Raw genomic sequence first — 23,933 nt, forward strand, 5'->3', positions numbered from 1 at the left:
TAATTATTCTCGCGGGTCGAGAGGAAGGGAGATATCTTGTTTAAGTCCGGTTTATTATTGAAACTGAATTTTATGCAAGTCGCTACATCTACTTCTACAGATGGACATGATCAAGTATTTAATCGTATGTCAGGTGTTGCTCGTTATATTTATGAGAATGCACCAAGCTATACGGTAGCAGGCTATATTTTATTAGCTGTTATCTTCGTATTAACTGCAATTGTGTATCATCTTGGATTTGCAAGATCAGCATTAAAAAAATGGCAAACTGCTGTGATTTATGTTTTCTTGTTCTTTGGATGTATCATATTAACCTTTTTAGCATTCTTCTTACCAATGGTTGAAGGATTAATAGTTGCAGCTTTAGTACTAATCGTCTATAAAGTTCGTTTGCGTAGAGATAAGAAAAGAGAAGCTGCTTCATAAAGATAAGGAGTTGTCCATTTTGGACAACTCCTTTTATAACGAGAAAGCTAGCAGAAAGAGTAAATTATCATTACGAAGAGTAACATCAGAAGCAAAAAGCACTTTATCCTTTCTCTAGTACGAAAGGGCTTTATTGAAAATATATCCTCCACTTTTTAAAAAATCTCTTTTTTAAACAAAAGGCTATGTTAAATTACGCTGTTGATAAACTTGAAAAGGGCTTCGGTTTCCGCGGGCGGGCGGTGAGCCTCCTCCTACGCTTCGCTTCGTGCGGGGTCTCGCCTGTCTCGCTTTCCCGCAGGAGTCTACGCCATTTCCACTCCAAGTTTTGCTTAAATAATCAACAATGAAGATTATCAGAGCCAAAAAAACATAGCCAAAACAAAAAAACAGAGCATCCTAAAGGATGCTCTGTGAAATATTTAAAATTCTTCATCTTCCTGAACTGCACTTCGGATAAAGCGAAATTTACCAGTAGCAAGTCTTGCATTTGTCTTTTCTGTAATTCGATCGTGACAAGTTGGACACATATAAGTGTGAATAGGACGATTGCGTAATTTCTTAGCTACTGGTGAGAAATCAGGGATTTCGCTAAGAGTATCACAGATTACGCATTTAACTCGCATAATAATTCCCCCCCTATTCTACTTGCATTCCTACGATTCCTTTAATAGGATTTTCGTAGTTGGAACCATCTCTTAATAATAAGTAGACAGGACCATCTTCGTTCAGCATTTTACCTTCTTTACTAAATTGGAAAATAAACTTTTTCGCATCTTCAATGCTATGACGATGTTGTGCGCCATTGTTTGTTTCAAATACAACAGTTGTTGCATCTTCTTTTGGTTCAGCATTATTAATGAAAGGTTCAATTTTTATACCGAAAGTACCTGTCATCATTTCCTTACGATCAAATTTACGCTCGGTTTTTAAAGTTGGTGGGAAAGTAGCACCTTCCATAATTTCACGAGACCAGAATTTCCCTGCTTTTTCGATATATTCTTCATCAGGATCTACCTCTTCAGGCTTTTCGATGAAATATTTTTCTAAATCTAGCTTACGGTCATCAAAAATCCAAACTGTAGGATCTAATGTAATTTGAAAGTTGACTGCACCCTTAATTTGAATGATGGATTCCATAGATTTTCCTCCTTCAATGTTCCATTTCACTTCTAAGTATAACGCTTTTTATCAATGGATAGAAAGAAATAATATTATGATTCTCAATTTGAAATATAGATGCTTGCATTTTTTCTTTGCAAAAGATAAAATTTATTAAGATAGAGTTGAAGAAATATCAGGTAATGGGGGCGTCCTCATGGATACAAAATCACAAAGTTCGTATCAGGAGAAAGCATTGGAACTCCTAATTGCCGATGCGGATAAAATAGCAAGATTAATAAGAGTGCAAATGGAACATTTGACAATGCCACAATGCCCTTTGTACGAAGAAGTTTTAGATACGCAAATGTTTGGTTTATCTCGAGAAATTGACTTTGCAGTTAAACTAGGTTTGCTTGAACGTGATAAGGGAAGGGAAATTCTCGATTCACTGGAGAAAGAGTTGTCTGCATTGCACGATGCATTCACAGAGAAATAAGTAAAAAACTCAAACACAAAGCTGTTTGGGTTTTTTTGCTAGATGATAAATGAGGTAATAATATGAAAACTTATTTCAAAAAATATGCTAAGTATTTTGACTACCCTTTGTTTTTTACATATCTTTTATTATGCTTGTTTGGATTAGTGATGATTTATAGTTCAAGTATGTTCTGGGCTGTCAATAGATTACAAGAACCGCCGGATTATTTTTATAAAAAGCAACTGATGAATTTATCGCTTGCGGCTGTAACCTTTTTTATAGGTTTAATAATACCTTATAAGCGTTATAAGGATAGAAATATGATGATGTTGATTATTGCTACCATGCTTTCTTTGTTGGCTGCTGTATTTTTATTTGGTTATAGTCCAAGTAATTCTGGTGCAAAGAGTTGGCTTAATTTTGGGTTTGCAAATTTACAACCATCTGAACTTACTAAACTAGGGATAATTCTTTATTTTGCAGCTTTCTTTGCAAAGAAAAAAGAGACTGGAAAATTAGATATTATTAATGAGTCAATTATGCCTCCGTTATTGGTTTTTGGTACGGTTATTCTATTTATAGGATTAGAACCTGATTTGGGGGCAATTGGTTTAATTACGATGATTGCATTATCAGTTATGGCTGCTAGTGGCATGAAATTTACTACTTTTAGTAAGATTATTGGTTGGTTAATAGGTTTAGCAGTTGTCGGTTTAATAGGGCTATTTATTTTCAAAGATTCATTCTTTACTGAAAAAAGAATGGGAAGATTAAGCGCATATCTCGATCCATTTAAAGACTCTGATGCTTTTGGATATCAAATTGTAAATGGTTATTATGCAATTGGCTCAGGTGGCGTTAAAGGATTAGGATTAGGACAATCTGTACAAAAAATGGGGTATTTACCTGAACCACATACGGACTTTATCTTGGCAATTATTTCAGAAGAGTTAGGGACATTGGGGGTAGCAATTGTATTATTTGGGTTAGGTTTTATCGTATACAAAGCAATGCGTATTGCAATTAAAGCAAAAGATCCGATGGCACGCATGATTGCTGCAGGTATTGGAAGTTGGATTGGTATTCAAACTTTCGCCAATGTAGGTGGATTGAGTGGTATTATCCCTTTAACTGGTGTACCACTTCCGTTTATTAGTTATGGCGGTTCATCGGTAATTCTGTTATCTTTAGCTATGGGGATACTAGCAAATGTCTCCATGCTTGTTAAAAAAGAGAATAATTGATTAGGGGGATCTTTATGCCGATTAATAAAATTCTAGTCGCAAATCGCGGCGAAATTGCAATTCGTGTTTTTCGAGCTTGTACAGAATTAAACATTCACACAGTTGCAATTTATTCAAGGGAAGATAGCGGTTCATTCCACCGCTATAAAGCAGATGAAGCTTATCTTGTTGGGGATGGCAAGAAACCAATTGATGCATATCTAGATATTGAAGGGATTTTACAAATCGCAAAAGAGTCAGGAGCAGATGCTATCCACCCTGGCTATGGTTTTTTATCTGAAAATTCGGAGTTCGCAAAACGTTGTGAAGAAGAAGACATAATTTTCATTGGTCCAACTTTTAAACACTTAGACATGTTTGGAGATAAGGTAAAAGCAAGAGAACAGGCAGTTGCAGCAGGAATACCTGTTATTCCTGGTACAGATGGTCCTGTTGATACTCTAGAAGAGGTATTATCTTTTGGAGAAGAATATGAATACCCATTAATGATTAAAGCTGCTCTTGGTGGCGGAGGTCGTGGTATGCGCGTTGTACATAATGCAGAAGAAGCGAAAGAAGCATATGATCGTGCAAAATCGGAAGCAAAGGCAGCATTTGGCTCTGATGAAGTGTATGTTGAAAAATGTATCCTTCATCCAAAACATATAGAAGTACAAATTTTAGGAGATAAAGAGGGTAATTTAGTTCATTTATATGAACGCGACTGTTCAATTCAACGTCGTCATCAAAAAGTAGTTGAAATTGCTCCATCAAATTCAATCTCGCATGAATTGCGTGAGAGAGTTTGTAATGCAGCTGTTCAATTGATGGAGAATGTCGGTTATATTAATGCTGGTACAGTGGAATTTTTAGTAGCTGGCAATGATTTTTACTTTATCGAAGTAAATCCACGTGTTCAAGTAGAACACACAATTACAGAAATGGTAACAGGTATCGATATTGTCCATGCGCAAATTAATATTGCAAATGGTTATACATTACATGGGGACAATATTAACATTCCAGAACAATCTAAAATACCGTTATTTGGTTTTGCTATTCAATCTCGGGTAACGACTGAAGATCCACAAAATAATTTCATGCCAGATACAGGGAAATTAATGGTATATCGTTCAAGCGGAGGTTTTGGTGTTCGTTTGGATGCTGGTAATGGATTCCAAGGTGCGGTTATCTCCCCACATTATGACTCTTTATTAGTAAAAGTTTCTACTTGGGGTAATACCTTTAAAGAAGCTGCTGCGAAAATGGATCGAAATCTACAAGAATTCCGTATTCGTGGAATTAAAACGAATATCCCATTTCTGGAGAATGTTGTAAAACATCCTAAGTTTATTGATGGGGAATTCGACACTAGTTTTATAGATTCTACACCTGAATTATTCTTATTTAAGCCTGCACGTGACCGTGGTACAAAATTACTTAGCTATATTGGTAATGTAACGATTAACGGTTTCCCGGGTATCGAGAAAAAACAAAAGCCAATCTATCCAAAGCCACATAAACCACAAATTGAACGTTTCCAAACCATTCCAGCAGGAACAAAACAGATTTTGGATGAAAGAGGTCCTGAAGGTTTAGTGAAATGGATACGCGAACAAGATGATCTGTTGTTAACAGATACAACTATGCGTGATGCGCATCAATCCCTACTTGCAACACGAGTTCGTTCATATGATATGCATGAAATTGCAGAAGACACTGCACGTATTATGGATAATTATTTCTCACTTGAGATGTGGGGAGGTGCAACCTTTGATGTTGCATATCGTTTCCTAAAAGAAGACCCATGGGAACGATTGATTAAATTACGTGAACAAATACCAAATGTATTATTCCAAATGCTATTGCGTGGTGCGAACGCAGTTGGTTATAAGAACTATCCTGATAATTTGATTAAAGAATTTATTCATAATTCTGCAGATGCAGGTATTGATGTATTCCGTATTTTCGACAGTTTAAACTGGATCAAAGGTATGGAAGTAGCAATTGACGCTACAAGAGATGCAGGGAAGATTGCAGAAGCTGCTATTTGTTATACGGGAGATATCCTAGATGATTCTAGAGCAAAATATACTGTGCAGTACTATAAAGATATGGCGAAGGAGTTAGAGTTAGCTGGGGCCCACATTTTGGCTATTAAAGATATGGCTGGCTTATTAAAACCGGAAGCAGCTTATCGATTAATCTCGGAATTAAAAGAAGCAACTGATTTACCAATTCACTTACATTCTCATGATACAAGTGGTAATGGCATTTACTTATATGCAAAAGCAGCTGAAGCGGGAGTTGATATCGTTGATACAGCATTGGGCTCAATGGCTGGTTTAACCTCACAACCAAGTTCGAACAGTTTGTACTATGCGATGAAAGGTAGCAATCGACAAGTACGTGCAAATATCGATGGCATAGAAAAGCTTTCATACTACTGGGAAGATGTTCGTAAATACTACAAAGATTTTGAAAGTGGTATGAACAGCCCTCATTCTGAAATTTATGTTCATGAAATGCCTGGTGGTCAATATAGTAACCTGCAACAACAAGCAAAAGGTGTTGGACTAGGAGACCGTTGGGAAGAAGTAAAGAAAATGTATTCTCGCGTAAATTTACTATTTGGGGATATTGTCAAAGTAACGCCATCTTCTAAAGTGGTTGGCGATATGGCGTTATTTATGGTACAAAATGATTTAGATGAGGAATCAGTATTAGTACGAGGAAAAACAATTGATTTCCCAGACTCAGTAATTGAACTCTTCCAAGGTTACTTAGGTCAACCTTTTGGTGGTTTCCCAGAAGAATTACAAAAAGTTATATTAAAAGAGCGAAAACCAATTACAGTAAGACCTGGGGAATTATTAGAGCCAGTAGATTTAAAAGAACTTCGTGATAATTTATTTAACAAATATAATAGACCGATTACAAGTCATGAAGTATTAGCTTCAGCATTATATCCAAAAGTATTTGAAGAATATATGGAAACGGCTAAGAAATTCGATAATGTTTCTGTATTAGATACACTAACTTTCTTATACGGTTTAAAACTAGGGGAAGAAGTCGAAGTAGAGATTGAAAAAGGTAAAACTTTAATCATCAAACTAGTATCTATTGGTGAGGCCCAACATGATGGTACGCGTGTGCTTTATTTCGAACTAAATGGACAACCTCGTGAAATTGTCATTCAAGATATGACAGTTGAAGTAGCCGGAGAACGAAAACCAAAGGCGGATCCGTCAAATGCAAATCAAATTGGTGCAACAATGCCAGGAACTGTATTAAAAGTTGTTGTATCTTCAGGTAGTCCTGTAAAACGTGGTGAGCATTTGTTAATCACTGAAGCCATGAAAATGGAAACAACTGTACAAGCACCGAAAGATGGCGTGATTAAAAATATCTTTGTAGAAGCAGGAGATGCTATTTCAACGGGAGATTTACTAATTGAAATGGAATCTTAAAAATAAAGTGGAAGCTGCCCTTTCAGACTAGAGTAGTCTAGCTAATGTAACGAGATAGAATAAAAGTGTAAAAGAAAAACACGACTTTCAATTGAAAGTCGTGTTTTTTTAGAATGATAAATTAATTGTGTTATTTTTGATCGCTTCTAGAAATAAGTAGAATCATATAACATAGCAGACCGAATAATAGAGAAATAAATAATGTGTGTAATAGAGCAATAATAATATTTAAGCGTGTTAAGACAACACCTATACCTGCTATAACTTGTAGACATACAAGTATAAATGCTATAATCCATCCCCAATATAGTACACGTTGATTCTTATAATATTTCATGGCGTGGATTACAATAAATAATATCCATACAAAAATTAATGCCGCAGCAAGACGATGTCCCATTTGGACCCATTCATAAAAGTTGTCTGGTAATCCGACAGAATTATTGTGACAAAGTGGCCAATCTGGACAGATTAAACTCGAATTGGTATGACGAACAAGAGCACCTGTATATACTACAAGATATGAGTAAATTGTTACTCCTATTGTATGTATTTTTAATCTACGTCCAATATGTATGCTGTTTACATTAAACTTCTGATCAACCTCAAAAATAATTAGAGTTAGCAATAATACCGCAGCAAAAGAAATAAGAGAAATACCAAAATGTAATGCTAAGATGAAGTCACCTTGTCCCCAAAGCACTTGTGCAGCACCAATTAAAGCTTGTGCTATTAAAAAGAATAAGGCCATAAAGGATAGAAATTTTACCTCGCGAACATGTCCAAGCTTTCTCCAAGACCAAAAAGATAAAATGAAGATTAAAATGGATACAGAGCCAGTCACTACGCGATGAGAAAATTCAATAAGTACTTCAGTTGTAATATGTTTTGGTATTAAAGAACCGTTACAATCGGGCCAGTTTCTTCCACAGCCCATACCGCTATCCGTTTTTGTAACGAGTGCCCCGCCCAACAAAATGAGCACCATTCCAAGTGTTGCAGCAACAGCAAACCATTTCATGTATTTACTTTGTTGCATATAATTGACACCTACTTTGAATATAGTAATCATATTTTAGCGATACCTGCAATTTTGATAATATCGAAAATATAGCTAAAATACAACTTGTAAAAAGTATTGACTTTTTTTATATGCAAGCGATTTCACAAATTGTTCATAATTTCGTTTCATAACTTTCACAATATTTAGAGATAAAATGATTTACTATAGATATGTTGTAATAGAGCTACCTGTTCCCTATTTTTCCTCTACACGAAATTTAACTTTTCGTCTAGAAATAATTACAGATTTTAGTTATAGTAGGATTAACAGGATATGCTTATCAAATTGAAAGGAAGGGTATAATGTCTAATAGTCGGGTACTTACTACCAGTAGAAATAGTGAGCCAGATACAAGTTCCTTTGTGAAAGATTTCCTAGCACTTATCAAAATTGGAATCGTTAATTCAAATTTAGTAACCGCTTTTACAGGGCTTTGGTTAGCATTTCAATTTACAGACAGACACTTCTTACAGGAATTGGATATAATGTTCTATGCAATAGTAGGATCAGCTTTCATTATTGCAGGTTCTGGTGCGATGAATAATTATATAGACCAAGATATAGATCCTGTGATGACGCGTACAAAGTCAAGACCAACAGTTACTGGTAGATTCACTCCTCGATTTGTAATGACAACAGCACTCGTCCTTCTATTTGTGGGTGAAATTTTGTTATTTATGGCATCATTTGCTGCCGGTGTGTGGGGTCTTGCGGGAATTATAAGCTATGTCGTCTTATATTCAATGTGGTCAAAAAGAAGATTTGTAAGTAACACAATTGTGGGAAGTATATCCGGTGCAATTCCTCCAGTTATCGGCTGGGCTGCTGTTGATCCTTCATTAGGTTCAGGTACTTTTGCATTATTCTGTATTATGTTCGCTTGGCAACCACCGCATTTTTATGCACTTGCAATGAAGCGAACAGAAGAATATCGGGCTGCACGAATACCGATGTTGCCTGTTGTTAAAGGCTTTAACAGAACGAAAAAGTCTATGCTAATTTGGATAGTACTGTTATTTCCACTACCGTTTTTATTAATGAAGCTAGGTTTAGGATTTATCATTCTTGCAACTACATTGAATCTAGGCTGGTTCATACTCGCAATATCAGGTTTTAAAGCCAAAGACGATTTGAAATGGGCAAACAAAATGTTCATCTATTCTTTGAACTATATGACTATTTTATTTGTTTCAATGATTATCTTTTCCGTCTTTAGCTAACGTTGGAATTCTTTCTTTATAAGAATTCATATAGAACAACCACAGTCCTGGTTACACATGAAATACAACAAAGAAAGAGGGGTTTAATTAAGCTATGATGAAAGGGCTTAAAAAGTGGCGTATTTTTGCAATGTTAACAGCACTTATTGTTTTCCTTTCTGGTTGTGGTAAAGATTATTTATCAACTTTATCTCCAGCAGGTGAAGTAGCCAAAGATCAACATAATCTAATGCTTTTATCAACTGCAATTATGACGCTCGTAATCTTAGTAGTAGTAGTAATCTATGTACTTGCACTTATCAGATTCCGACGCAAAAAAGTTGGAGAAAATGTTATTCCTAAGCAAGTAGAAGGTAGTACTACTCTAGAAGTTATTTGGACTGCTATTCCAATTATCTTACTTCTAATATTAGCTGTACCAACAGTTGCTCTTACTTATAAACTCGCTGATACAAAAGCGATGGATGCAAAAGATGCTGATGGTCATGCCAAAGCTGTTACTGTCAATGTAACTGCAAAATTATATTGGTGGCAATTTGAATATCCTAACGAAGGAATTGTTACTTCCCAAGAATTGGTAGTACCAACAGGTGAAAAAGTTTACTTCAACCTCACTTCAGGAGACGTAAAACACTCATTCTGGGTTCCTGCTATCGGGGGAAAAATGGATACAAATGTTGATAACGTCAACAAATTTTTCTTAGAATTCGATAAACAATCAAAAGACCTTGAAACAGGTGTATTCTATGGTAAATGTGCTGAACTTTGTGGTCCTTCACATGCATTAATGGACTTTAAAGTAAAAACTTTAAGCAGAGCAGATTTCGATAATTGGGTCAAAGAAATGAAAGCTTCTGATAAGCAAGTAGCTACAAGCGATCTTGAAAAACAAGGTGAAGCATTATTTAAAACTAGCTGTATCACATGTCACGCTACTTCTGGTGTAGGAAAAGGAACTGGTATTGCACCTAACCTTGCTACATTTGGCGATCGTAACCGTGTTGCAGGTGTATTAGATCACAATACAAAGAACATAAAAAAATGGATTAATGATCCTCAATCCGTTAAACCAGGTAATACTATGCCTCAACCTGAAAAAATTAATAAAGGTAAAAAATTCACAGATCAAGAGCTTGATGCTTTAGCTGCCTACATAATGGGCTTGTCTGTAGAAAAATAATGTAGAATTTTATTTGAAACATTTTGAAGGAGGTTAAGGTTGTGAGCTCAACTGCAAAGAAAAAGGGCTTTGGCGCAACTATTTGGGACTATCTAACTACAGTAGACCATAAAAAGATCGCCATTTTATACCTAATTGCCGGTACGCTTTTCTTCGTAATCGGTGGTATTGAAGCAATGCTCATTCGTATCCAACTTGCAAAACCTAATAATGATTTTGTAAGTGCGGGTCTCTTTAATGAAATTATGACAATGCATGGTACAACAATGATTTTCCTTGCTGCTATGCCATTGCTATTCGCATTTATGAACGCTGTTGTACCATTACAAATTGGTGCACGTGACGTTGCATTTCCATTCCTAAACTCACTAGGTTTCTGGTTATTCTTTTTCGGAGGTCTTTTCTTAAACCTTTCATGGTTCCTTGGTGGAGCTCCTGATGCTGGTTGGACTTCTTATGCATCATTATCTTTGGCATCGCCTGGTCATGGTATTGACTTCTATACTATTGGTTTACAAATTTCTGGTGCAGGTACGTTAATCTCAGGGATTAACTTCCTTGTAACAATCATTAATATGCGTGCTCCGGGTATGACATTTATGCGTATGCCATTATTCACTTGGACTACTTTTGTAGCAAGTGCATTAATTTTATTCGCATTCCCTCCACTTACTATAGGATTATTCTTTATGATCTTTGACCGTATGTTTGGAGCAAACTTTTTTGACCATACTATGGGTGGTAACACAATCATCTGGGAGCACTTATTCTGGATCTTCGGTCACCCTGAAGTATATATCTTAATTCTTCCTGCTTTCGGTATTTTCTCTGAAGCTATCGCAGTATTCTCTCGTAAACGATTATTCGGTTACTCTTCAATGGTATTTGCGACAATTTTAATCGGTTTCTTAGGCTTCATGGTATGGGCTCACCATATGTTCACCGTAGGTCTTGGAGCAACTGCAAACGCCATTTTCGCTGTTGCTACAATGGCGATCGCTGTACCGACTGGTATGAAGATCTTCAACTGGTTATGTACAATGTGGGGCGGTTCAATTAAAGTCACAACGCCAATGCTTTATTCACTTGGTTTCATTCCATCATTCGTAGCTGGTGGGGTAACAGGGGTTATGCAAGCTGCAGCTCCTCTTGACTACCAATTACATGATTCTTACTTTATCGTAGCTCACTTCCACTATGTTATCGTTGGTGGTGTTGTATTAGCATTATTAGCGGCTACACATTTCTACTGGCCAATAATGTTCAATAGAATGTTGAATGAAACACTTGGTAAAATCACATTTGTATTTTTCTTTGTTGGTTTCCATTGTACATTCTTTGTACAACATTTCTTAGGTTTAATGGGTATGCCACGTCGTGTGTTCACGTACCTACCAAACCAAGGATTCGATACATTTAACTACATTTCAACAATTGGTGCATTCTTAATGGCTATTGGTGTAATTATTTTGGTACTTAATGTTATTATCACTACTATTAAAGGTGAACCAGTTGGTCGTGACCCATGGGGTGACGGACGTACTCTTGAATGGGCAATTCCACAACCGGTACCATTTTATAACTTCAAACAAACTCCACTTGTTCGTGGTTTAGATACTTACTGGATTGAAAAAATGGAAGGAAACAAAGAAGGTATGTCATATGCTGAACCTATTTCAGATATTCATATGCCAAATAATTCTTTTGTTCCATTCGTAATGGTAGTTGGTTTATTCATAGCAGGTTTCGGTGCACTTTATCATCCAGATGCTGATAAACCATGGTCTTTAGCAGTATTAATTATTGGTTTAGCAATTACTGTTCTTTCTATGATTTATCGTTCTCTTAAAGATGATTTGGGTTACCATATCAGTAAAGAAGAAATAATGAATGAAAAAGGGGGTAACAAATAATGGATTTGAAAACTAAATTCACCCCACAATCTTGGCCAGAACATCCAGAACAATCAACTGTAGAAGGTAAAAACAAAGTTCTTGGTTTTTGGATTTTCCTTGGCGGTGAAACTGTTCTATTTGCTACCTTGTTTGCTACATTCTTAGCTCTTAAAGACAAAGGGCCAAGTGGTATGGAATTTACTACTCAAAACTTATTTGAATTACCACTTGCATTCATTATGACAATGTTACTGTTAACTTCTTCATTAACAAGTGTGTATGCAATGTACCACATGAAAAACTATAACTTTAAAGCAATGCAAGCTTGGTTAGCTATTACAGTTCTTTTAGGTCTTGGATTCTTAGGTTTTGAAATTTATGAATTCAATCACTATGTTCACCTAGGTTTTACATTTACTCAAAGTGCATTCGGATCTTCTTTCTATACTTTAGTAGGTACGCACGGATTGCACGTTGTCATCGGTTTAGGATGGATTACATTATTAATCCTACGTAATGCAAAACGCGGCTTAAACCTGTATAATGCACCTAAGTTCTTCATTGCATCATTATATTGGCACTTTATCGATGTTGTTTGGGTATTCATCTTCACTGTAGTTTACTTGATGGGAGTGATAAAATAATGTCACATGACGTACACGTAGAAGCTAGAAACGATGCAGAATACAAACTGTCTCGCCGTAAAGCTGGTCAAGCGATGCGTAACCAAGTAACTGTCTTTGCGATCATGATTTTCTTGACATTTATCGCATTCGCTGCAGTTCAAGCTGGATTTTCAGCTTATCTGGTACTACCAATAATTTTATTATTCGCTGCAGTTCAAGTCGGACTTCAATTGTATTACTTCATGCACTTAAGCGAAAAAGGTACAGGAATTATCCAATTCTTCTTGTACTCAAGTGTAATTGTTGCATTCACAATGGTTCTTGCTTTTATAACAATCATTTGGATCTAGTAGCTACACTTAAAGACCGAGTCTATATCAAATAGACTCGGTCTTTTTTTGAATTTAAGAGGAATAAAGAATGAAAATGCAGATTAGTTGATTAATAATATGTAATAGATTCGTGGAAACTCAGAGGAAATTGTCAATATTCGTTCATTGCTGTTTTAATGTAAGCACCTTATAATGAAGGTATTGAATGTAAAGGAGCGAACTTCGATGCCTTTGAGTATTTTTGGATTTCGAGCTATGTGGAGCCCAACATTAATTGGTGTATTGGTGTTCTTTACAGTGCTGTATTTTTTAGTGACAACAAAATGGAGAAAAGACTTTAAATATAGTGAACCTCTAAAAAAAGGGGAAGCCGTATCATTTGTATTCGCAATGGTTATGCTATATGTCATTATCGGATCGCCCATTGATTTAATGGCACATATTATGTTTACAATGCATATGGTTCAAATGGCTTTCTTACTATTGTTTATTCCTATTTTCTTTATTATTGGTATTCCAAACTGGTTATGGAAAAGTACAATTAACTTACCTTTTATAAAACCAGCATTTCATTTTTTGACAAAACCGATGATTGCCATTTTCAATTTTGTCTTATTATTCTCTTTTTACCACTTACCCGCGGTGTTAGACTATATTAAATTAGATGAAACTTTGCATGGTATTTATACATTTGTACTATTTATGTCAGCATTATTTATGTATTGGCCATTACTAAATACAGTTGAGGGTGAACCTCGCATGAAAGATTTAAATAAATTTTTCTATATAATTGCCAATGCAATTTTAATTACGCCAGCATGTGCTCTAATCATCTTCTCATCTACTGCGTTCTACGCGACTTATACAAATGGTGAAATGTGGATGAAATCAATGGCACTTTGTGTACCAAGCTCAACTTTACAAGGACTATCATTATCTGGCCCTGAATTATTTACAAATATGTCACCGGTTGAAGATCAACAACTTGGTGGTGTAATCATGAAGATTATCCAAGAAATAATTTTCGCATGTATTCTTGGACGAGTATTTATTATGTGGTATAGAAATGATCAAAAAAATGCAGATCAAATGACTGAAGAAGCATTAAAAGAAAGACAACGTTTATATGCAAATCAATACCATTAATTAAACTAGATTGTTAGGAGTAAAAAAATGAGTGTACCTATATTACCAACGATTAGTACTTCTTTCATCGTTCTTAGTGCAATACTAATTGCGATCGGTTGGGTGCTTATTAAACAAAAGAAAATTGAAGCACATAAAAAAACAATGATTGCTGCTGCAATTTCAGCATTATTATTCTTTATTATTTATATTTCAAGAACGGTATTCCTCGGTAATACTGCTTTTGGCGGTCCTGAACATTTGAGAATGTATTATACAATCTTCTTGGTGTTCCATATTATTTTAGCAACTTCAGGCGCAGTGTTTGGTATTATTACGCTAATTGCAGGATTTTCAAACAAACTAGAACGTCACCGTAAAATTGCACCAATCACAAGTATTATTTGGTTCTTTGTTGCGATTACCGGCGTTATTGTTTACTTATTACTTTATGTATTCTATAGTGGTGGTCCCACAACCTCAGTTATTAAGGCTATATTAAATAATCAATAAACAAAATAAAAGACTAATTTCTTGTATGAAAAGAAATTAGTCTTTTTTATTGGCGATTCTCCAACTTTTTCTAAATTGTTCAATCACAACGATTAAAATGGCTATAAATGGACCTATAAGAAAACCAATAAATCCAAACATTTCAAATCCAACATACATACAAATTATGGTAGTTAAAGGTGGGAGGCCAAGATGACTACTAGTTACTTTTGTTTCAAGTATTTGACGTAGTACTAGGACAACAATAGCTAAAATAAATAGAACAGTTCCCTCAAAGGTCTGTCCATTAATCCAACAAATAATAGACCACGGAATTAAAACCATCATTCCACCTAATACTGGAAGCAAATCGACAAGCCAAACAAGGATCGTCATAGGAATTGCATAACGAGGTGTAATCCATAATAAAGTACATAATGTAACGCAAAAAATCACAACACTCACTATCAATTGTGCTTTTAAAAAATCAAGTGTACCTTTTTTTAGGTGTTGAATAAAAACTTTAGCTGAAGAATTTCCTTCAAGGTGTAACCACTTACTAAAAGATTTGAGAATGTTCGGTATCTCTAACATTGAGTAATATAGTGCTAAGAAATAAATGAATAGCTTAAATGCTACTGAAGGAACTCTTTGAACTAAATTGAGTAGTCGATCTGCCTGAATATATGTAGTTACATTTTTTTGTAAACTACTCAACATTTGCTCAATCCATTGTTGTATAGAGAGTATGATAGGACGTGGTAAATCATGCATGATGTTTGTTAACTTGAATTGAAAATAGATCCATCTTGCATTGATTGTATCTAAAAATTGTGGAATCCATTGAGAAAATCCAACAAATTTTAAAATGATTAGAGTGTATAATAAGTAACAACATACTAGCACAATAATGCTGAAAATCGAGAAAAGAACGAATACTATAAAGCGACGAGATTTATTCCACTGGTTTTCGTATTTAATAATTAGTGGGTTAAAACAAAGTGCTGTCAAAAATGCTAAGAGAATTGGCTGTGCATAGAATATTGAAAATAGAAAACTTAAACCAAAAATGAACCATGGAAAGAATTTTGTGAATATGCGCTGTATCATCCTAATCACCCATATATATTTGACAGTGATAGTATGAGAAGTTTTTTGAAAATCATGCTAAAAAAAGAGCTTTTTTAAATATTTTTCGCTTTAGTTACAAAACGATAGGAGTCAAACATTTAAATAAGTTATGTAAATTTGATTGAGGATATTTGAACAAATACTTTGGATAAAACATCAACAGTATCCATTAAGATAGCCTTTAAATAAAAAATCCGTACAAAATGTAATAAATTGAACATTTTGTACGGCATTTGAATGAATAATTGCATTATGATTGAATTTTAAATTGATTTAGTTCTTTTGAAAGTGAGGCTAACACATCTTGACATGTTTTTACTAAATTAGCAGGGAAGATTTCATCTTCACCATATTCAATGCCATGTGGGAAATAGTGTTTTCCAAGAACTGGTTTTAATAAAGTGATGTTGGAATCATTTGAACCGTTGTCACCATCATTTGTGTAACCGAATATTCGTAAATAGTAAGTACCATCTTGAACAACAAATTTTCGATCCCAAGTAATACGTTCGTAATCCCAGCCAGTAGCTCGGATTAAACCATGTTGACTCATTAAGTCATCAAGTAATGTAATATGTGCAATTTTGTTCTCAAGTCCAGTATTTTCAAAATACATTCTAATATCCTCCTTCGACACTTTTGTACAATATACGTTCAATTTCATAATAGAGCAAAATGGCACTGGTTGCAATGACAACATTGTGAATCCATCTATGTAATTGGTATAATGAATTTACTAAAAAATTGGAGAGATTAAATTGAAAGTTTTTGTTAGAGTATTAATTATTTTGACGGCACTGTTAGTCGTTTATTTCTATATAAATCAACCGGTTAAAGAAAACGAACCATTAGCGCCTAATTCAAATGGCAAGGTGATTCCTCAAAAACAAGCACCAGACATGAACAATTCTACAGTTGAAAGACCAACTAAAGGGCTATCAACATTAGTTGGTCTTTCAACTAAAAAGCTAAAAGAAAAATTAGGAACTCCAGATCGAAAGAGCCCTTCTGCATATGATTTCGATTGGTGGGTATATCAAAAGTCACCAAGTAACTATATTCTTGTAGGTGTTGAAGATCATAAAGTAAAACAAGTTTATACTACCGGTGCTGATTCTAATGCAGCTCCTTTTAAAATCGGTCAAGGAATAGATGAATTGTATCGCAATACAATTACAGATACGGAAGTAAACGTAAAAGTTAAAGATAATATTTATACTTTTATCTTAAATGAAGAGGATTTGCAGTCTCGCATTTTAGTCATGTATGATGGATTGTATGCACAGTTATATTTTGATGCAATAGATAAAACGTTAGAAGCGGTTCGATATATAGATGGAGAAACGCTTGTTAAACAACACCCATATGACATGACTTATGTGGGGGATTTGATTACACCAACTGTTCCATCTTCATATAAGCAAGAAGAAATAGATCAAGAAAATCAAAAACAATTATTTGAATTAACGAATGTGTATAGACTCCAAAAAGGATTACCAGCACTATTGTCTGAGGAAGATTTAAATAAGTTGGCAATGGCGCATAGTGAAAAACTTGCGGTCAATAAAATCTCACAAGAAGAACAAGAAAGTAATGCATTTAAAGATAGATTAAAAAATGCGGAGATACAATTTGATTCTGCTGGAGAAAATATTACAGAGGATTATTTGGATGCGCCAGAAGCAATTAATGGACTTTTAAATTCAGAAAAACATCGTGACACCTTATTGAATAAGAATTTTAATCAAATAGGTACCGGTGCTTTTGGTAAACATTTTACACAAGTGTTCATCCAACGAGATCAAGCAAATAATTAATCTTCATCTGGATATACAACTGTTCCAGATTCTAAAGAAAAGACATTTCGAATATGCAGCGTGAGATGGTGCTGTTGTGCCATTTCCGCTGCCTTTTTTTGAATTAAAGGATGAACACTATTTAATAATGTCAAAAACTCTGAATAGGGAAGCTCTCTAATAAGTTCTGCATCGTTATCCAGATGGGGATCACCTGTCATGACACCAGGTACATCCTTATAATACTCAATTAATACATTTGGTAAAGTTGCACCTAAAACGGCGGCTGTTAAATCGCTACCACCTCTACCAAGAGTGGCAATCTCACCTTCATCCGTAATTCCTTGAAAGCCAGGAACAACAATACAATCATAGTGATTTAGGGCGGATAAGAGCGTTTCTTCGCTAATATCAATAATTTCAGCATCTCCAAAATTATTAGTAGTTGTTATTCCAAGTGGAGCACCATAAAGTAACAGGTTATCTATTCCAGATTGCTTTAGCTCTGATGATAGAACAGCAGCGGCAATTAGCTCCCCACATGCGGCAACTAAATCTTTCGCTTTTGTTGAAGTACTAAATGCATCTGTAATATTTAATAAAGTATCAGTAGCATAAGCATCACCAAATCTGCCCATGGCAGACACAACAACAATTGTTTTACCGTGTTCTTTTATAGCTCTTTTAATATGGAGAAGGCAATGCTTACGTGAAGCTTTTGATTGCATAGCAATTCCGCCAAATTTTTGAATAATCATTTTGTGACTCCTATCTCCTCGTGACATATTCTGCATGATTTTCATACCATATAAGTGGTGAAGGGGTTATAGTAATGTATTCATATGTTAATAAAATGTGCAGGAGGAACATAGTTGATCTTGGCAGAATTGTTAAAAGAATGGCCCTGTGAATTAGAATGTGGTTCAATACGTACTGAAATTAAAGGTATTACTGATAGAGCGAGTGATGTGAAACCTGGTGACATATTTGTTGCAAGAAAAGGGAAAAAATTCGATGGTTGGGATTATAAAGAACTCGCAATACAAAATGGAGCTGTAGCTATCGTACATAGTCGATACGAAGCAAAAGTCAATCTACAAATTCCAGTTATTTGGGTCCCTAATTGCTCAACTTTTTTATCGTATGCAAGCAAAAAACTTTACGGTGCTTATGATGAACAACTTACAATCATTGCAGTAACGGGAACGAATGGAAAAACTACCGTAACTCATTTTATCGGTCAATTATTACAGTCGTTGAATGTCAAGGTAGCGGTCCTTGGAACTGTTGGGTTATTTATAAAGGGTAAGAAACAAACAGTTAAATTGGAACCATTAACAACGCCATTAGCAACAGAGTTGTATAGAATTTTTGCTTATTGTGTAAGTCAAGGCGTAACACATCTTGTCATGGAGGCTTCATCGCTTGCATTATCAGAACATCGTCTTGATGATTGTAATATTGATATAGGTGTGTATTTGAATGTAAGCCGAGACCACTATGAAGAACATGGTGGCGAAAAATATTACCTAGCAGCTAAAAAAAGATTATGTCTATTTTCTGAGCAAATTATAGTTAACATTGATGATCCATTCTGTAAACAACTTAGAATGGAACATCCAATTGTTAAAAGTTTCGGAAAAAGTTTATTGGCAGATTGTAGTATTATCCATGAACAGACTATAGAAGAAGGAATGCAATTGCTCATTCAGGATCATGATATACCAGTTGATATAATGATTCCTTTTCAAGGTGAGTATTTACAATATAATGTACTTGCAGCAATTACAACAATAACAGAATTAGGATTTCCTTTAGAGGAAGTTGCCAAATATACAGGTAAATTAACATTACCAGCAGGAAGAATGCAAGAAGTTTCCAATACACTAGGATTCCGAATTATTATAGACTACGCACATACCCCCACTGCATTAGAAGCCCTATTAAGTGCACTTCGTTTACAAACGACAAAGCGATTAGTGGTTGTCTTTGGTTGTGGAGGCGATCGAGATCAAGGGAAAAGGGTTGAAATGGGAGAAATAGCTGATGCGTATGCAGATTATATTTGGCTTACAGATGATAATCCAAGAGGCGAACCATCCAGTGATATCTTGAATTCTATTGTAAAAGGAATTCACATGAAGCCATATCGAATGCAACCTAATCGGAAAAAGGCCATTCAGAATGCCATTAATAGCTGCAAAAAAGGTGATATATTAATCATTGCGGGAAAAGGTCATGAAGAAGGTCAAATCGTAGCAGGGGGAATTTTACCTTTTTCTGATGAAAAAGTTGTGAAAGAAATTCTTACTATGTTAGAAAAAAATAAAAATAGCTAATAGTTATAATCCTCTAATCATACAAGTCAATGTTAAATCTGTTATGATAGGAGTAGATTGGGGGAAATAAAGATGATAATGACTTCTGATTGGGCATTAATTCTTGAAGAAGTAGAAGTACTGAACACTATGATCCGTTCCTCCGAACAATTTGCGAGCCTTCAAAGGGCGCATGAGGCGGTTTATTCAGATGCCGGACTTGTTCGTGAAATTAATGATTTTCAGCGGATGAAAGAGCAGTACGAGGATGTACAACGATTTGGAAAATACCATCCAGATTATCAAACGATTATGAAATCAATTCGTGTAAAAAAACGTGAACTTGATGTTAATGATAAAGTTTCTGCACTTAGAATTGCAGAAAATGAATACCAGAATTTATTGGATGAAATTAGTTTACTAATTGGAAAAACAGTCTCTGAAGCTGTTAAAGTACCTGTAAGTAATCCATTCTTCCAATCTGGTTCCTCTTGTAGTAGCGGAGGGTGCGGTTCAGGTGGTAGCTGTTCATGTTCTGCGTAAGAAAATAAATGAATTTAATAATTATTAAATCTATCCAGCTTCACGTACCAGCCCATGGAGAGTCCATTGGATTTATATCCGATATTTGCTGCGCCTCTATCACGCTGCTTGCTTCTTCGCAGACAACATTTGTCACAGTAAGCAGTATTTAGCTTTAAATAGGGCGCGTTTAGCTTATTAAAATAAAAAGAGGTTTCTACTTTTAGTAGAAACCTCTTTTTGGATGGATACATTTAATGTCTTTTTATAGATTGACAACTTTGACTGCCAAATCAGGGCGATCTGTGACAATTCCTCTTGCCCCAATATTGACTAATTTTCTCATTGATAATGCATCATTGACGGTCCAATAATGAACTGGAATATTTAAGTCGTTTAAAAATTGTATGAAGCTTTGATTATCTAATGCAAAAACGCCATGTTTTTCTGGAATTTGGAACACATCAACTTTAGGATGATATAAATGTCCAAATTGACTTGTGAAAGAAGTATAAGCTTTTCTTACTTCAGCCTGCCCTGCGCCTAATGCTACTTTGCTTTGAGCATAGAGGTTAAAACGGTCGATTTGTTCATCATAAAAACTAGTAACTACTACACGATTTGCTGCATCAAGTTCTTCGATTAAACGCCATAGTTTAGAAGGCATAAGGCCACCTTCATATGTATCAGGCGCATCTTTCATATCAATATTTACGAACTTATCCGGGAACTCAGTCAATAATTCACGTAGAGTAACAATCGATTCAAATTCATCACGGAAAGAGAGATAACCATCTAAATCAACAAAATTATATCCAAAATTATACTTACATAATTCATCTAATGTTAGGTCAGCCACGCGTCCAGTACCATCGCAAGTACGATCGACATAATCATCGTGAAATACGACGATTTCTTCATCTTTCGTAAGACGAATGTCAATCTCAAATCCATCTACACCAAGATTGTCGGCTTTACGAAATGCTGCCATTGTATGCTCTGGTGCTAAATGTGATCCGCCACGATGTGCTAAAACTACTGGATGCTCATAAGTTAATGCATCTTTACTTTCACGTTTTTGTGGTTTAGAAAGAGCTTTAGACCCTGCCCAAGCCGCTGCACTTGCCGCAGCAATTGCGATTGCTACTTTCGTTTTCTTTCCCATATTAGTCCTCCTCAAAATGCAGACTTATTTTTCTATTATAACGGATTTACCTCTATCCTGTCAGCTAAACTTGGTTGCGTGAAAATTCAAAGCTATGGTATTCTTGATGGTAAGAAAAGAGGGAATCCAAATGAGAGATCGACAAGGCTTAATCGTATATGTACATCACCTAAAACAGGCTAAATCAATGCGTAGATATGGGCATGTACATTATATTTCAAGAAGACTAAAATATGTCGTTTTATATTGCAATCAAGAAGAAATTGAAAGTACTATAGCTAAATTGACCCGTCTCCCTTATGTGAGAGAAGTCTTACCGTCTTATCGTCCATTTGTCTCTACGAAGTTTGAAAATGCCAAACCAGATAAAGCAAAAGAGTATGATTACAAAACGGGTCTATAAAGGATTAACAATCTCTGTCGATATAGAATAATGATAGTAAAATTTATCTAGTGTCAATATAGTTTTGCTACTAAAATAAGCAATTAGTGCAATGATGGGATGTAGTGATAAAGGCGTAGTATACCAATCAAGTATTGATAATATAGCTCTTTTTCAGCATAAACAGAGGAATGCTTTACATCTAAAGTAATCAGTAATTGATCTACTTCTTTTGCAGTCTCCTCGAAAATTTCTAAACGTTTTGAAGGCTTTTCAGTCGAATAAGGAATCCCTTCTCGGCAAATATAGATCGGTGTAAATTTACTGTCACCAACAGGTTCAAATACAGAAGCGATTGATGCTACTTTTTTATCACCATCTGTTGCAGTAAATATAAATGTACGACTAATACGATGCTTATTTGTTTTCATTAGTTCACAAAGCTCGTAAATGTCCCCGTAGCCTTCTCCTAGTTCTATGAATTGTTGAATCATATATTATACACGTCCTTTCTTAACACATAGTATCATGATTTGGAGGATTAGCACATGAAATTTGCAGCCAGTTTATTTTCCATACTGTTATTTATAAATGGTATTATGTTGACTTTTCAGTACCATGTCTATTCTGATCAATTAAAAGAAGAAGACAAGGCCTTTCACTATAATCAAGATATCGACGTTGTTTATCGGAAAGGAAAACTGATTATTAATCATCACCTAAGTTCACTGCCAAATGAAAACATGAAGTTTAAATGGCCAACAAAGAGTATAAACAAAACTTGTTCTTCAGAGGATAAAAACAACTGTAGTAGGTTAAACAAAACGCTAACCGGATTACAAAAAGGAAAAACAGAAGAACAAACTTTAGCCTATGTAATCCCTGTATCTAAAAAAGGGCTAAAATCGGGGCAGGTTCTGCAGGATGTTTTTTTAACTTTACAAAAAGGGACGCCTGTACATACTACTGTACATATTACTGATGAAACTCGTTCAGGTGGCCAATGGATTACCGGATTACCCGAAGTGGATAGTAAAACATTGAAGCTTGTCCAATATACAATGTTTAGTGGAAATGGTCCTGTAACATCTCTATATTGGCAAAAAAGTAAAATGAAAAAAGTGTTTACGAATGATCAACTAACGCTTTACGGTATGAATGACATCACAGGTGATTTAGCAAATTCTCTAAAGGGTTTAAACTTAGAGAACTTTGAACATGTAGCAGTTATTGAAACAAATAAAAAGAGAAAATCTGCAGGGCGTATTTTATTTACATCTGAACTGAACGAAAAAACAGTAGAACAAAAAGTAATCTTATCTCAAATTTATCAAAAATATAAATTTGATACCTCTCCATCATGGGCACCAGCAATTGTAGCATCATTTTTATCAGATCGCACATTGGGGTCTGATAAGGCAAAGAAAATGATTGCTGTGTTGAAAAATTATATGAATCAGGATCAATTGGCAATATGGAAAAAAGGTTTAGAAAAAATGGAAGGTAAAGAAGTAACAACAACTTCCCTTGATCATTTGTTATCTGAATCTCTGCAATTAAAAACATCATTCTTTGATATGAATGCTAATAATGGGGGGAAAATAGCACCATTATTATTTGAAGATAAACGTCCAGTTTATATAAATGAATTGCAACAAAAAAATATGCAAGTTATATTTAAAGATGGACGTATTCTATATTCAGTAAAACCAATATTAAAGAACCTTGGATATACTTCAAAAGTAGGAACCAATGGATTCTATGTAAAGAGTGATTCACGCTCATTTAGATTCCCTATGGATGAACCATTCTACGTATATAATGATCATCGTTATGATTTTATATCGCAACCAATCGAAAAATATGGTAATGATTACTTCATAGAAGAAGCTTGGCTAGTTCGATTATTCCTCGTAAATGTCGAGAAATCAGATAAACGCATTGATATTATTACAAGCAAGAATGGGCAATAGATACGCCGTATT

Annotated in this window: 24 protein-coding genes; 16 read left to right on the plus strand and 8 right to left on the minus strand. The window is 35.0% G+C overall.

Annotation, left to right across the window (positions count from 1 at the left end; translation table 11 throughout):
- Positions 1-33: 33 nt before the first annotated feature.
- Entirely contained in the window at positions 34-426 is a 393-nt protein-coding gene (locus Q8X41_RS16805; protein WP_397540293.1) for a YlaH-like family protein, read from the plus strand.
- Between the two features lie 422 nt (positions 427-848).
- Here the strand turns inward: Q8X41_RS16805 and Q8X41_RS16810 are convergent, their stop codons facing one another.
- Both Q8X41_RS16810 and Q8X41_RS16815 read right to left on the minus strand, forming a co-directional pair.
- Entirely contained in the window at positions 849-1,052 is a 204-nt protein-coding gene (locus Q8X41_RS16810; protein WP_397537391.1) for a YlaI family protein, read from the minus strand.
- A 13-nt stretch (positions 1,053-1,065) separates the two neighbouring features.
- Positions 1,066-1,566 (minus strand): peptidyl-prolyl cis-trans isomerase, encoded by a 501-nt coding sequence (locus Q8X41_RS16815; RefSeq protein ID WP_397537392.1) that lies wholly within the window; start codon positions 1,564-1,566, stop codon positions 1,066-1,068.
- A 178-nt stretch (positions 1,567-1,744) separates the two neighbouring features.
- Here Q8X41_RS16815 and Q8X41_RS16820 point away from each other — a divergent pair, with 178 nt between their 5' ends.
- The 3 genes from Q8X41_RS16820 to pyc all read left to right on the plus strand — a co-directional run bounded on the left by Q8X41_RS16820 (position 1,745) and on the right by pyc (position 6,701).
- The gene (locus Q8X41_RS16820; protein WP_397537393.1) at positions 1,745-2,026 is read left to right on the plus strand and encodes a DUF1507 family protein; all 282 of its coding nucleotides are present in this window, start codon (positions 1,745-1,747) and stop codon (positions 2,024-2,026) included.
- A gap of 62 nt (positions 2,027-2,088) precedes the next feature.
- Positions 2,089-3,252 carry an FtsW/RodA/SpoVE family cell cycle protein gene (locus tag Q8X41_RS16825; RefSeq protein WP_397537394.1) on the plus strand — a complete coding sequence of 388 codons (1,164 nt, stop codon included), beginning with the start codon at positions 2,089-2,091 and terminating at the stop codon, positions 3,250-3,252.
- A gap of 14 nt (positions 3,253-3,266) precedes the next feature.
- Complete coding sequence (gene pyc, locus Q8X41_RS16830; RefSeq protein WP_397537395.1) at positions 3,267-6,701, plus strand: pyruvate carboxylase; 3,435 nt, start codon at positions 3,267-3,269, stop codon at positions 6,699-6,701.
- A 130-nt stretch (positions 6,702-6,831) separates the two neighbouring features.
- Here pyc and Q8X41_RS16835 read toward each other — a convergent pair whose 3' ends face one another.
- A complete protein-coding gene (locus tag Q8X41_RS16835) occupies positions 6,832-7,740 on the minus strand; it encodes a heme A synthase (RefSeq protein WP_397537396.1) in 909 nt (302 codons plus the stop codon).
- A gap of 326 nt (positions 7,741-8,066) precedes the next feature.
- Here Q8X41_RS16835 and cyoE point away from each other — a divergent pair, with 326 nt between their 5' ends.
- From cyoE to Q8X41_RS16870, 7 genes are all read left to right on the plus strand, one after another.
- On the plus strand, positions 8,067-8,984 hold the full coding sequence (gene cyoE / locus Q8X41_RS16840) for a heme o synthase (RefSeq protein ID WP_397537397.1): 918 nt from the start codon (positions 8,067-8,069) through the stop codon (positions 8,982-8,984).
- Positions 8,985-9,078: 94 nt separating this feature from the next.
- Positions 9,079-10,164, plus strand: coding sequence for a cytochrome c oxidase subunit II (gene coxB, locus Q8X41_RS16845; RefSeq protein WP_397537398.1), 1,086 nt, complete (start codon positions 9,079-9,081; stop codon positions 10,162-10,164).
- A 41-nt stretch (positions 10,165-10,205) separates the two neighbouring features.
- On the plus strand, positions 10,206-12,077 hold the full coding sequence (gene ctaD / locus Q8X41_RS16850) for a cytochrome c oxidase subunit I (protein ID WP_397537399.1): 1,872 nt from the start codon (positions 10,206-10,208) through the stop codon (positions 12,075-12,077).
- Positions 12,077-12,703: a cytochrome (ubi)quinol oxidase subunit III gene (locus Q8X41_RS16855; protein ID WP_397537400.1), complete on the plus strand. Its 627-nt coding sequence runs from the start codon at positions 12,077-12,079 to the stop codon at positions 12,701-12,703. Before ctaD ends, Q8X41_RS16855 begins: the two co-directional genes overlap by 1 nt.
- Positions 12,703-13,035 (plus strand): cytochrome C oxidase subunit IV family protein, encoded by a 333-nt coding sequence (locus Q8X41_RS16860; protein ID WP_397537401.1) that lies wholly within the window; start codon positions 12,703-12,705, stop codon positions 13,033-13,035. The genes Q8X41_RS16855 and Q8X41_RS16860 overlap by 1 nt, the downstream gene beginning before the upstream one ends.
- 207 nt (positions 13,036-13,242) lie before the next feature.
- Positions 13,243-14,163, plus strand: a complete 921-nt coding sequence (gene ctaG / locus Q8X41_RS16865; RefSeq protein ID WP_397537402.1) for a cytochrome c oxidase assembly factor CtaG — start codon at positions 13,243-13,245, stop codon at positions 14,161-14,163.
- Between the two features lie 27 nt (positions 14,164-14,190).
- A complete protein-coding gene (locus Q8X41_RS16870; RefSeq protein ID WP_397537403.1) occupies positions 14,191-14,655 on the plus strand; it encodes a DUF420 domain-containing protein in 465 nt (154 codons plus the stop codon).
- 36 nt (positions 14,656-14,691) lie between these two features.
- Here the strand turns inward: Q8X41_RS16870 and ytvI are convergent, their stop codons facing one another.
- Both ytvI and Q8X41_RS16880 read right to left on the minus strand, forming a co-directional pair.
- Positions 14,692-15,744, minus strand: a complete 1,053-nt coding sequence (gene ytvI / locus Q8X41_RS16875; RefSeq protein ID WP_397537404.1) for a sporulation integral membrane protein YtvI — start codon at positions 15,742-15,744, stop codon at positions 14,692-14,694.
- A 271-nt stretch (positions 15,745-16,015) separates the two neighbouring features.
- The gene (locus tag Q8X41_RS16880) at positions 16,016-16,381 is read right to left on the minus strand and encodes a YugN family protein (protein ID WP_397537405.1); all 366 of its coding nucleotides are present in this window, start codon (positions 16,379-16,381) and stop codon (positions 16,016-16,018) included.
- A 142-nt stretch (positions 16,382-16,523) separates the two neighbouring features.
- On the opposite strand from Q8X41_RS16880, the gene Q8X41_RS16885 reads away from it, so the two are divergent.
- Positions 16,524-17,582, plus strand: coding sequence for a CAP domain-containing protein (locus tag Q8X41_RS16885; RefSeq protein ID WP_397537406.1), 1,059 nt, complete (start codon positions 16,524-16,526; stop codon positions 17,580-17,582).
- Here Q8X41_RS16885 and Q8X41_RS16890 read toward each other — a convergent pair.
- Positions 17,579-18,319 (minus strand): aspartate kinase, encoded by a 741-nt coding sequence (locus Q8X41_RS16890; RefSeq protein ID WP_397537407.1) that lies wholly within the window; start codon positions 18,317-18,319, stop codon positions 17,579-17,581. The genes Q8X41_RS16885 and Q8X41_RS16890 overlap by 4 nt on opposite strands.
- A 114-nt stretch (positions 18,320-18,433) precedes the next feature.
- Here Q8X41_RS16890 and Q8X41_RS16895 point away from each other — a divergent pair, with 114 nt between their 5' ends.
- Positions 18,434-19,900, plus strand: coding sequence for a UDP-N-acetylmuramoyl-L-alanyl-D-glutamate--2,6-diaminopimelate ligase (locus Q8X41_RS16895; RefSeq protein WP_397537408.1), 1,467 nt, complete (start codon positions 18,434-18,436; stop codon positions 19,898-19,900).
- Positions 19,901-19,972: 72 nt separating this feature from the next.
- Positions 19,973-20,422, plus strand: coding sequence for a YlbF family regulator (locus Q8X41_RS16900; protein WP_397537409.1), 450 nt, complete (start codon positions 19,973-19,975; stop codon positions 20,420-20,422).
- A 244-nt stretch (positions 20,423-20,666) separates the two neighbouring features.
- Here Q8X41_RS16900 and Q8X41_RS16905 read toward each other — a convergent pair whose 3' ends face one another.
- Positions 20,667-21,566: a glycerophosphodiester phosphodiesterase gene (locus tag Q8X41_RS16905; protein ID WP_397537410.1), complete on the minus strand. Its 900-nt coding sequence runs from the start codon at positions 21,564-21,566 to the stop codon at positions 20,667-20,669.
- A 130-nt stretch (positions 21,567-21,696) separates the two neighbouring features.
- On the opposite strand from Q8X41_RS16905, the gene Q8X41_RS16910 reads away from it, so the two are divergent.
- Positions 21,697-21,969, plus strand: coding sequence for a YlbG family protein (locus Q8X41_RS16910; protein WP_397537411.1), 273 nt, complete (start codon positions 21,697-21,699; stop codon positions 21,967-21,969).
- Positions 21,970-22,052: 83 nt separating this feature from the next.
- On the opposite strand, the gene Q8X41_RS16915 is transcribed toward Q8X41_RS16910, so the two are convergent.
- A complete protein-coding gene (locus Q8X41_RS16915; RefSeq protein WP_397537412.1) occupies positions 22,053-22,442 on the minus strand; it encodes a methylthioribose kinase in 390 nt (129 codons plus the stop codon).
- Between the two features lie 54 nt (positions 22,443-22,496).
- Here Q8X41_RS16915 and Q8X41_RS16920 point away from each other — a divergent pair, with 54 nt between their 5' ends.
- Positions 22,497-23,921, plus strand: coding sequence for a hypothetical protein (locus Q8X41_RS16920; protein ID WP_397537413.1), 1,425 nt, complete (start codon positions 22,497-22,499; stop codon positions 23,919-23,921).
- Positions 23,922-23,933: the final 12 nt, after the last annotated feature.

This window comes from Rummeliibacillus pycnus, from assembly GCF_044359855.1.
Lineage (GTDB): Bacteria > Bacillota > Bacilli > Bacillales_A > Planococcaceae > Rummeliibacillus > Rummeliibacillus pycnus_A.

Excerpts from the sequence above, each read along its gene's own strand:
- Q8X41_RS16900 (WP_397537409.1), top strand. The coding sequence starts at position 19,973 with ATGATAATGACTTCTGATTGGGCATTAATTCTTGAAGAAGTAGAAGTA.
- Q8X41_RS16920 (WP_397537413.1), top strand. The coding sequence starts at position 22,497 with ATGAAATTTGCAGCCAGTTTATTTTCCATACTGTTATTTATAAATGGT.
- Q8X41_RS16855 (WP_397537400.1), top strand. The coding sequence starts at position 12,077 with ATGGATTTGAAAACTAAATTCACCCCACAATCTTGGCCAGAACATCCA.
- cyoE (WP_397537397.1), top strand. The coding sequence starts at position 8,067 with ATGTCTAATAGTCGGGTACTTACTACCAGTAGAAATAGTGAGCCAGAT.
- Q8X41_RS16815 (WP_397537392.1), bottom strand. The coding sequence starts at position 1,566 with ATGGAATCCATCATTCAAATTAAGGGTGCAGTCAACTTTCAAATTACA.
- Q8X41_RS16820 (WP_397537393.1), top strand. The coding sequence starts at position 1,745 with ATGGATACAAAATCACAAAGTTCGTATCAGGAGAAAGCATTGGAACTC.
- Q8X41_RS16910 (WP_397537411.1), top strand. The coding sequence starts at position 21,697 with ATGAGAGATCGACAAGGCTTAATCGTATATGTACATCACCTAAAACAG.
- Q8X41_RS16870 (WP_397537403.1), top strand. The coding sequence starts at position 14,191 with ATGAGTGTACCTATATTACCAACGATTAGTACTTCTTTCATCGTTCTT.
- Q8X41_RS16860 (WP_397537401.1), top strand. The coding sequence starts at position 12,703 with ATGTCACATGACGTACACGTAGAAGCTAGAAACGATGCAGAATACAAA.
- coxB (WP_397537398.1), top strand. The coding sequence starts at position 9,079 with ATGATGAAAGGGCTTAAAAAGTGGCGTATTTTTGCAATGTTAACAGCA.
- Q8X41_RS16915 (WP_397537412.1), bottom strand. The coding sequence starts at position 22,442 with ATGATTCAACAATTCATAGAACTAGGAGAAGGCTACGGGGACATTTAC.
- ctaG (WP_397537402.1), top strand. The coding sequence starts at position 13,243 with ATGCCTTTGAGTATTTTTGGATTTCGAGCTATGTGGAGCCCAACATTA.
- Q8X41_RS16835 (WP_397537396.1), bottom strand. The coding sequence starts at position 7,740 with ATGCAACAAAGTAAATACATGAAATGGTTTGCTGTTGCTGCAACACTT.
- ytvI (WP_397537404.1), bottom strand. The coding sequence starts at position 15,744 with ATGATACAGCGCATATTCACAAAATTCTTTCCATGGTTCATTTTTGGT.
- Q8X41_RS16825 (WP_397537394.1), top strand. The coding sequence starts at position 2,089 with ATGAAAACTTATTTCAAAAAATATGCTAAGTATTTTGACTACCCTTTG.
- Q8X41_RS16905 (WP_397537410.1), bottom strand. The coding sequence starts at position 21,566 with ATGGGAAAGAAAACGAAAGTAGCAATCGCAATTGCTGCGGCAAGTGCA.
- pyc (WP_397537395.1), top strand. The coding sequence starts at position 3,267 with ATGCCGATTAATAAAATTCTAGTCGCAAATCGCGGCGAAATTGCAATT.
- Q8X41_RS16890 (WP_397537407.1), bottom strand. The coding sequence starts at position 18,319 with ATGATTATTCAAAAATTTGGCGGAATTGCTATGCAATCAAAAGCTTCA.
- Q8X41_RS16880 (WP_397537405.1), bottom strand. The coding sequence starts at position 16,381 with ATGTATTTTGAAAATACTGGACTTGAGAACAAAATTGCACATATTACA.
- Q8X41_RS16810 (WP_397537391.1), bottom strand. The coding sequence starts at position 1,052 with ATGCGAGTTAAATGCGTAATCTGTGATACTCTTAGCGAAATCCCTGAT.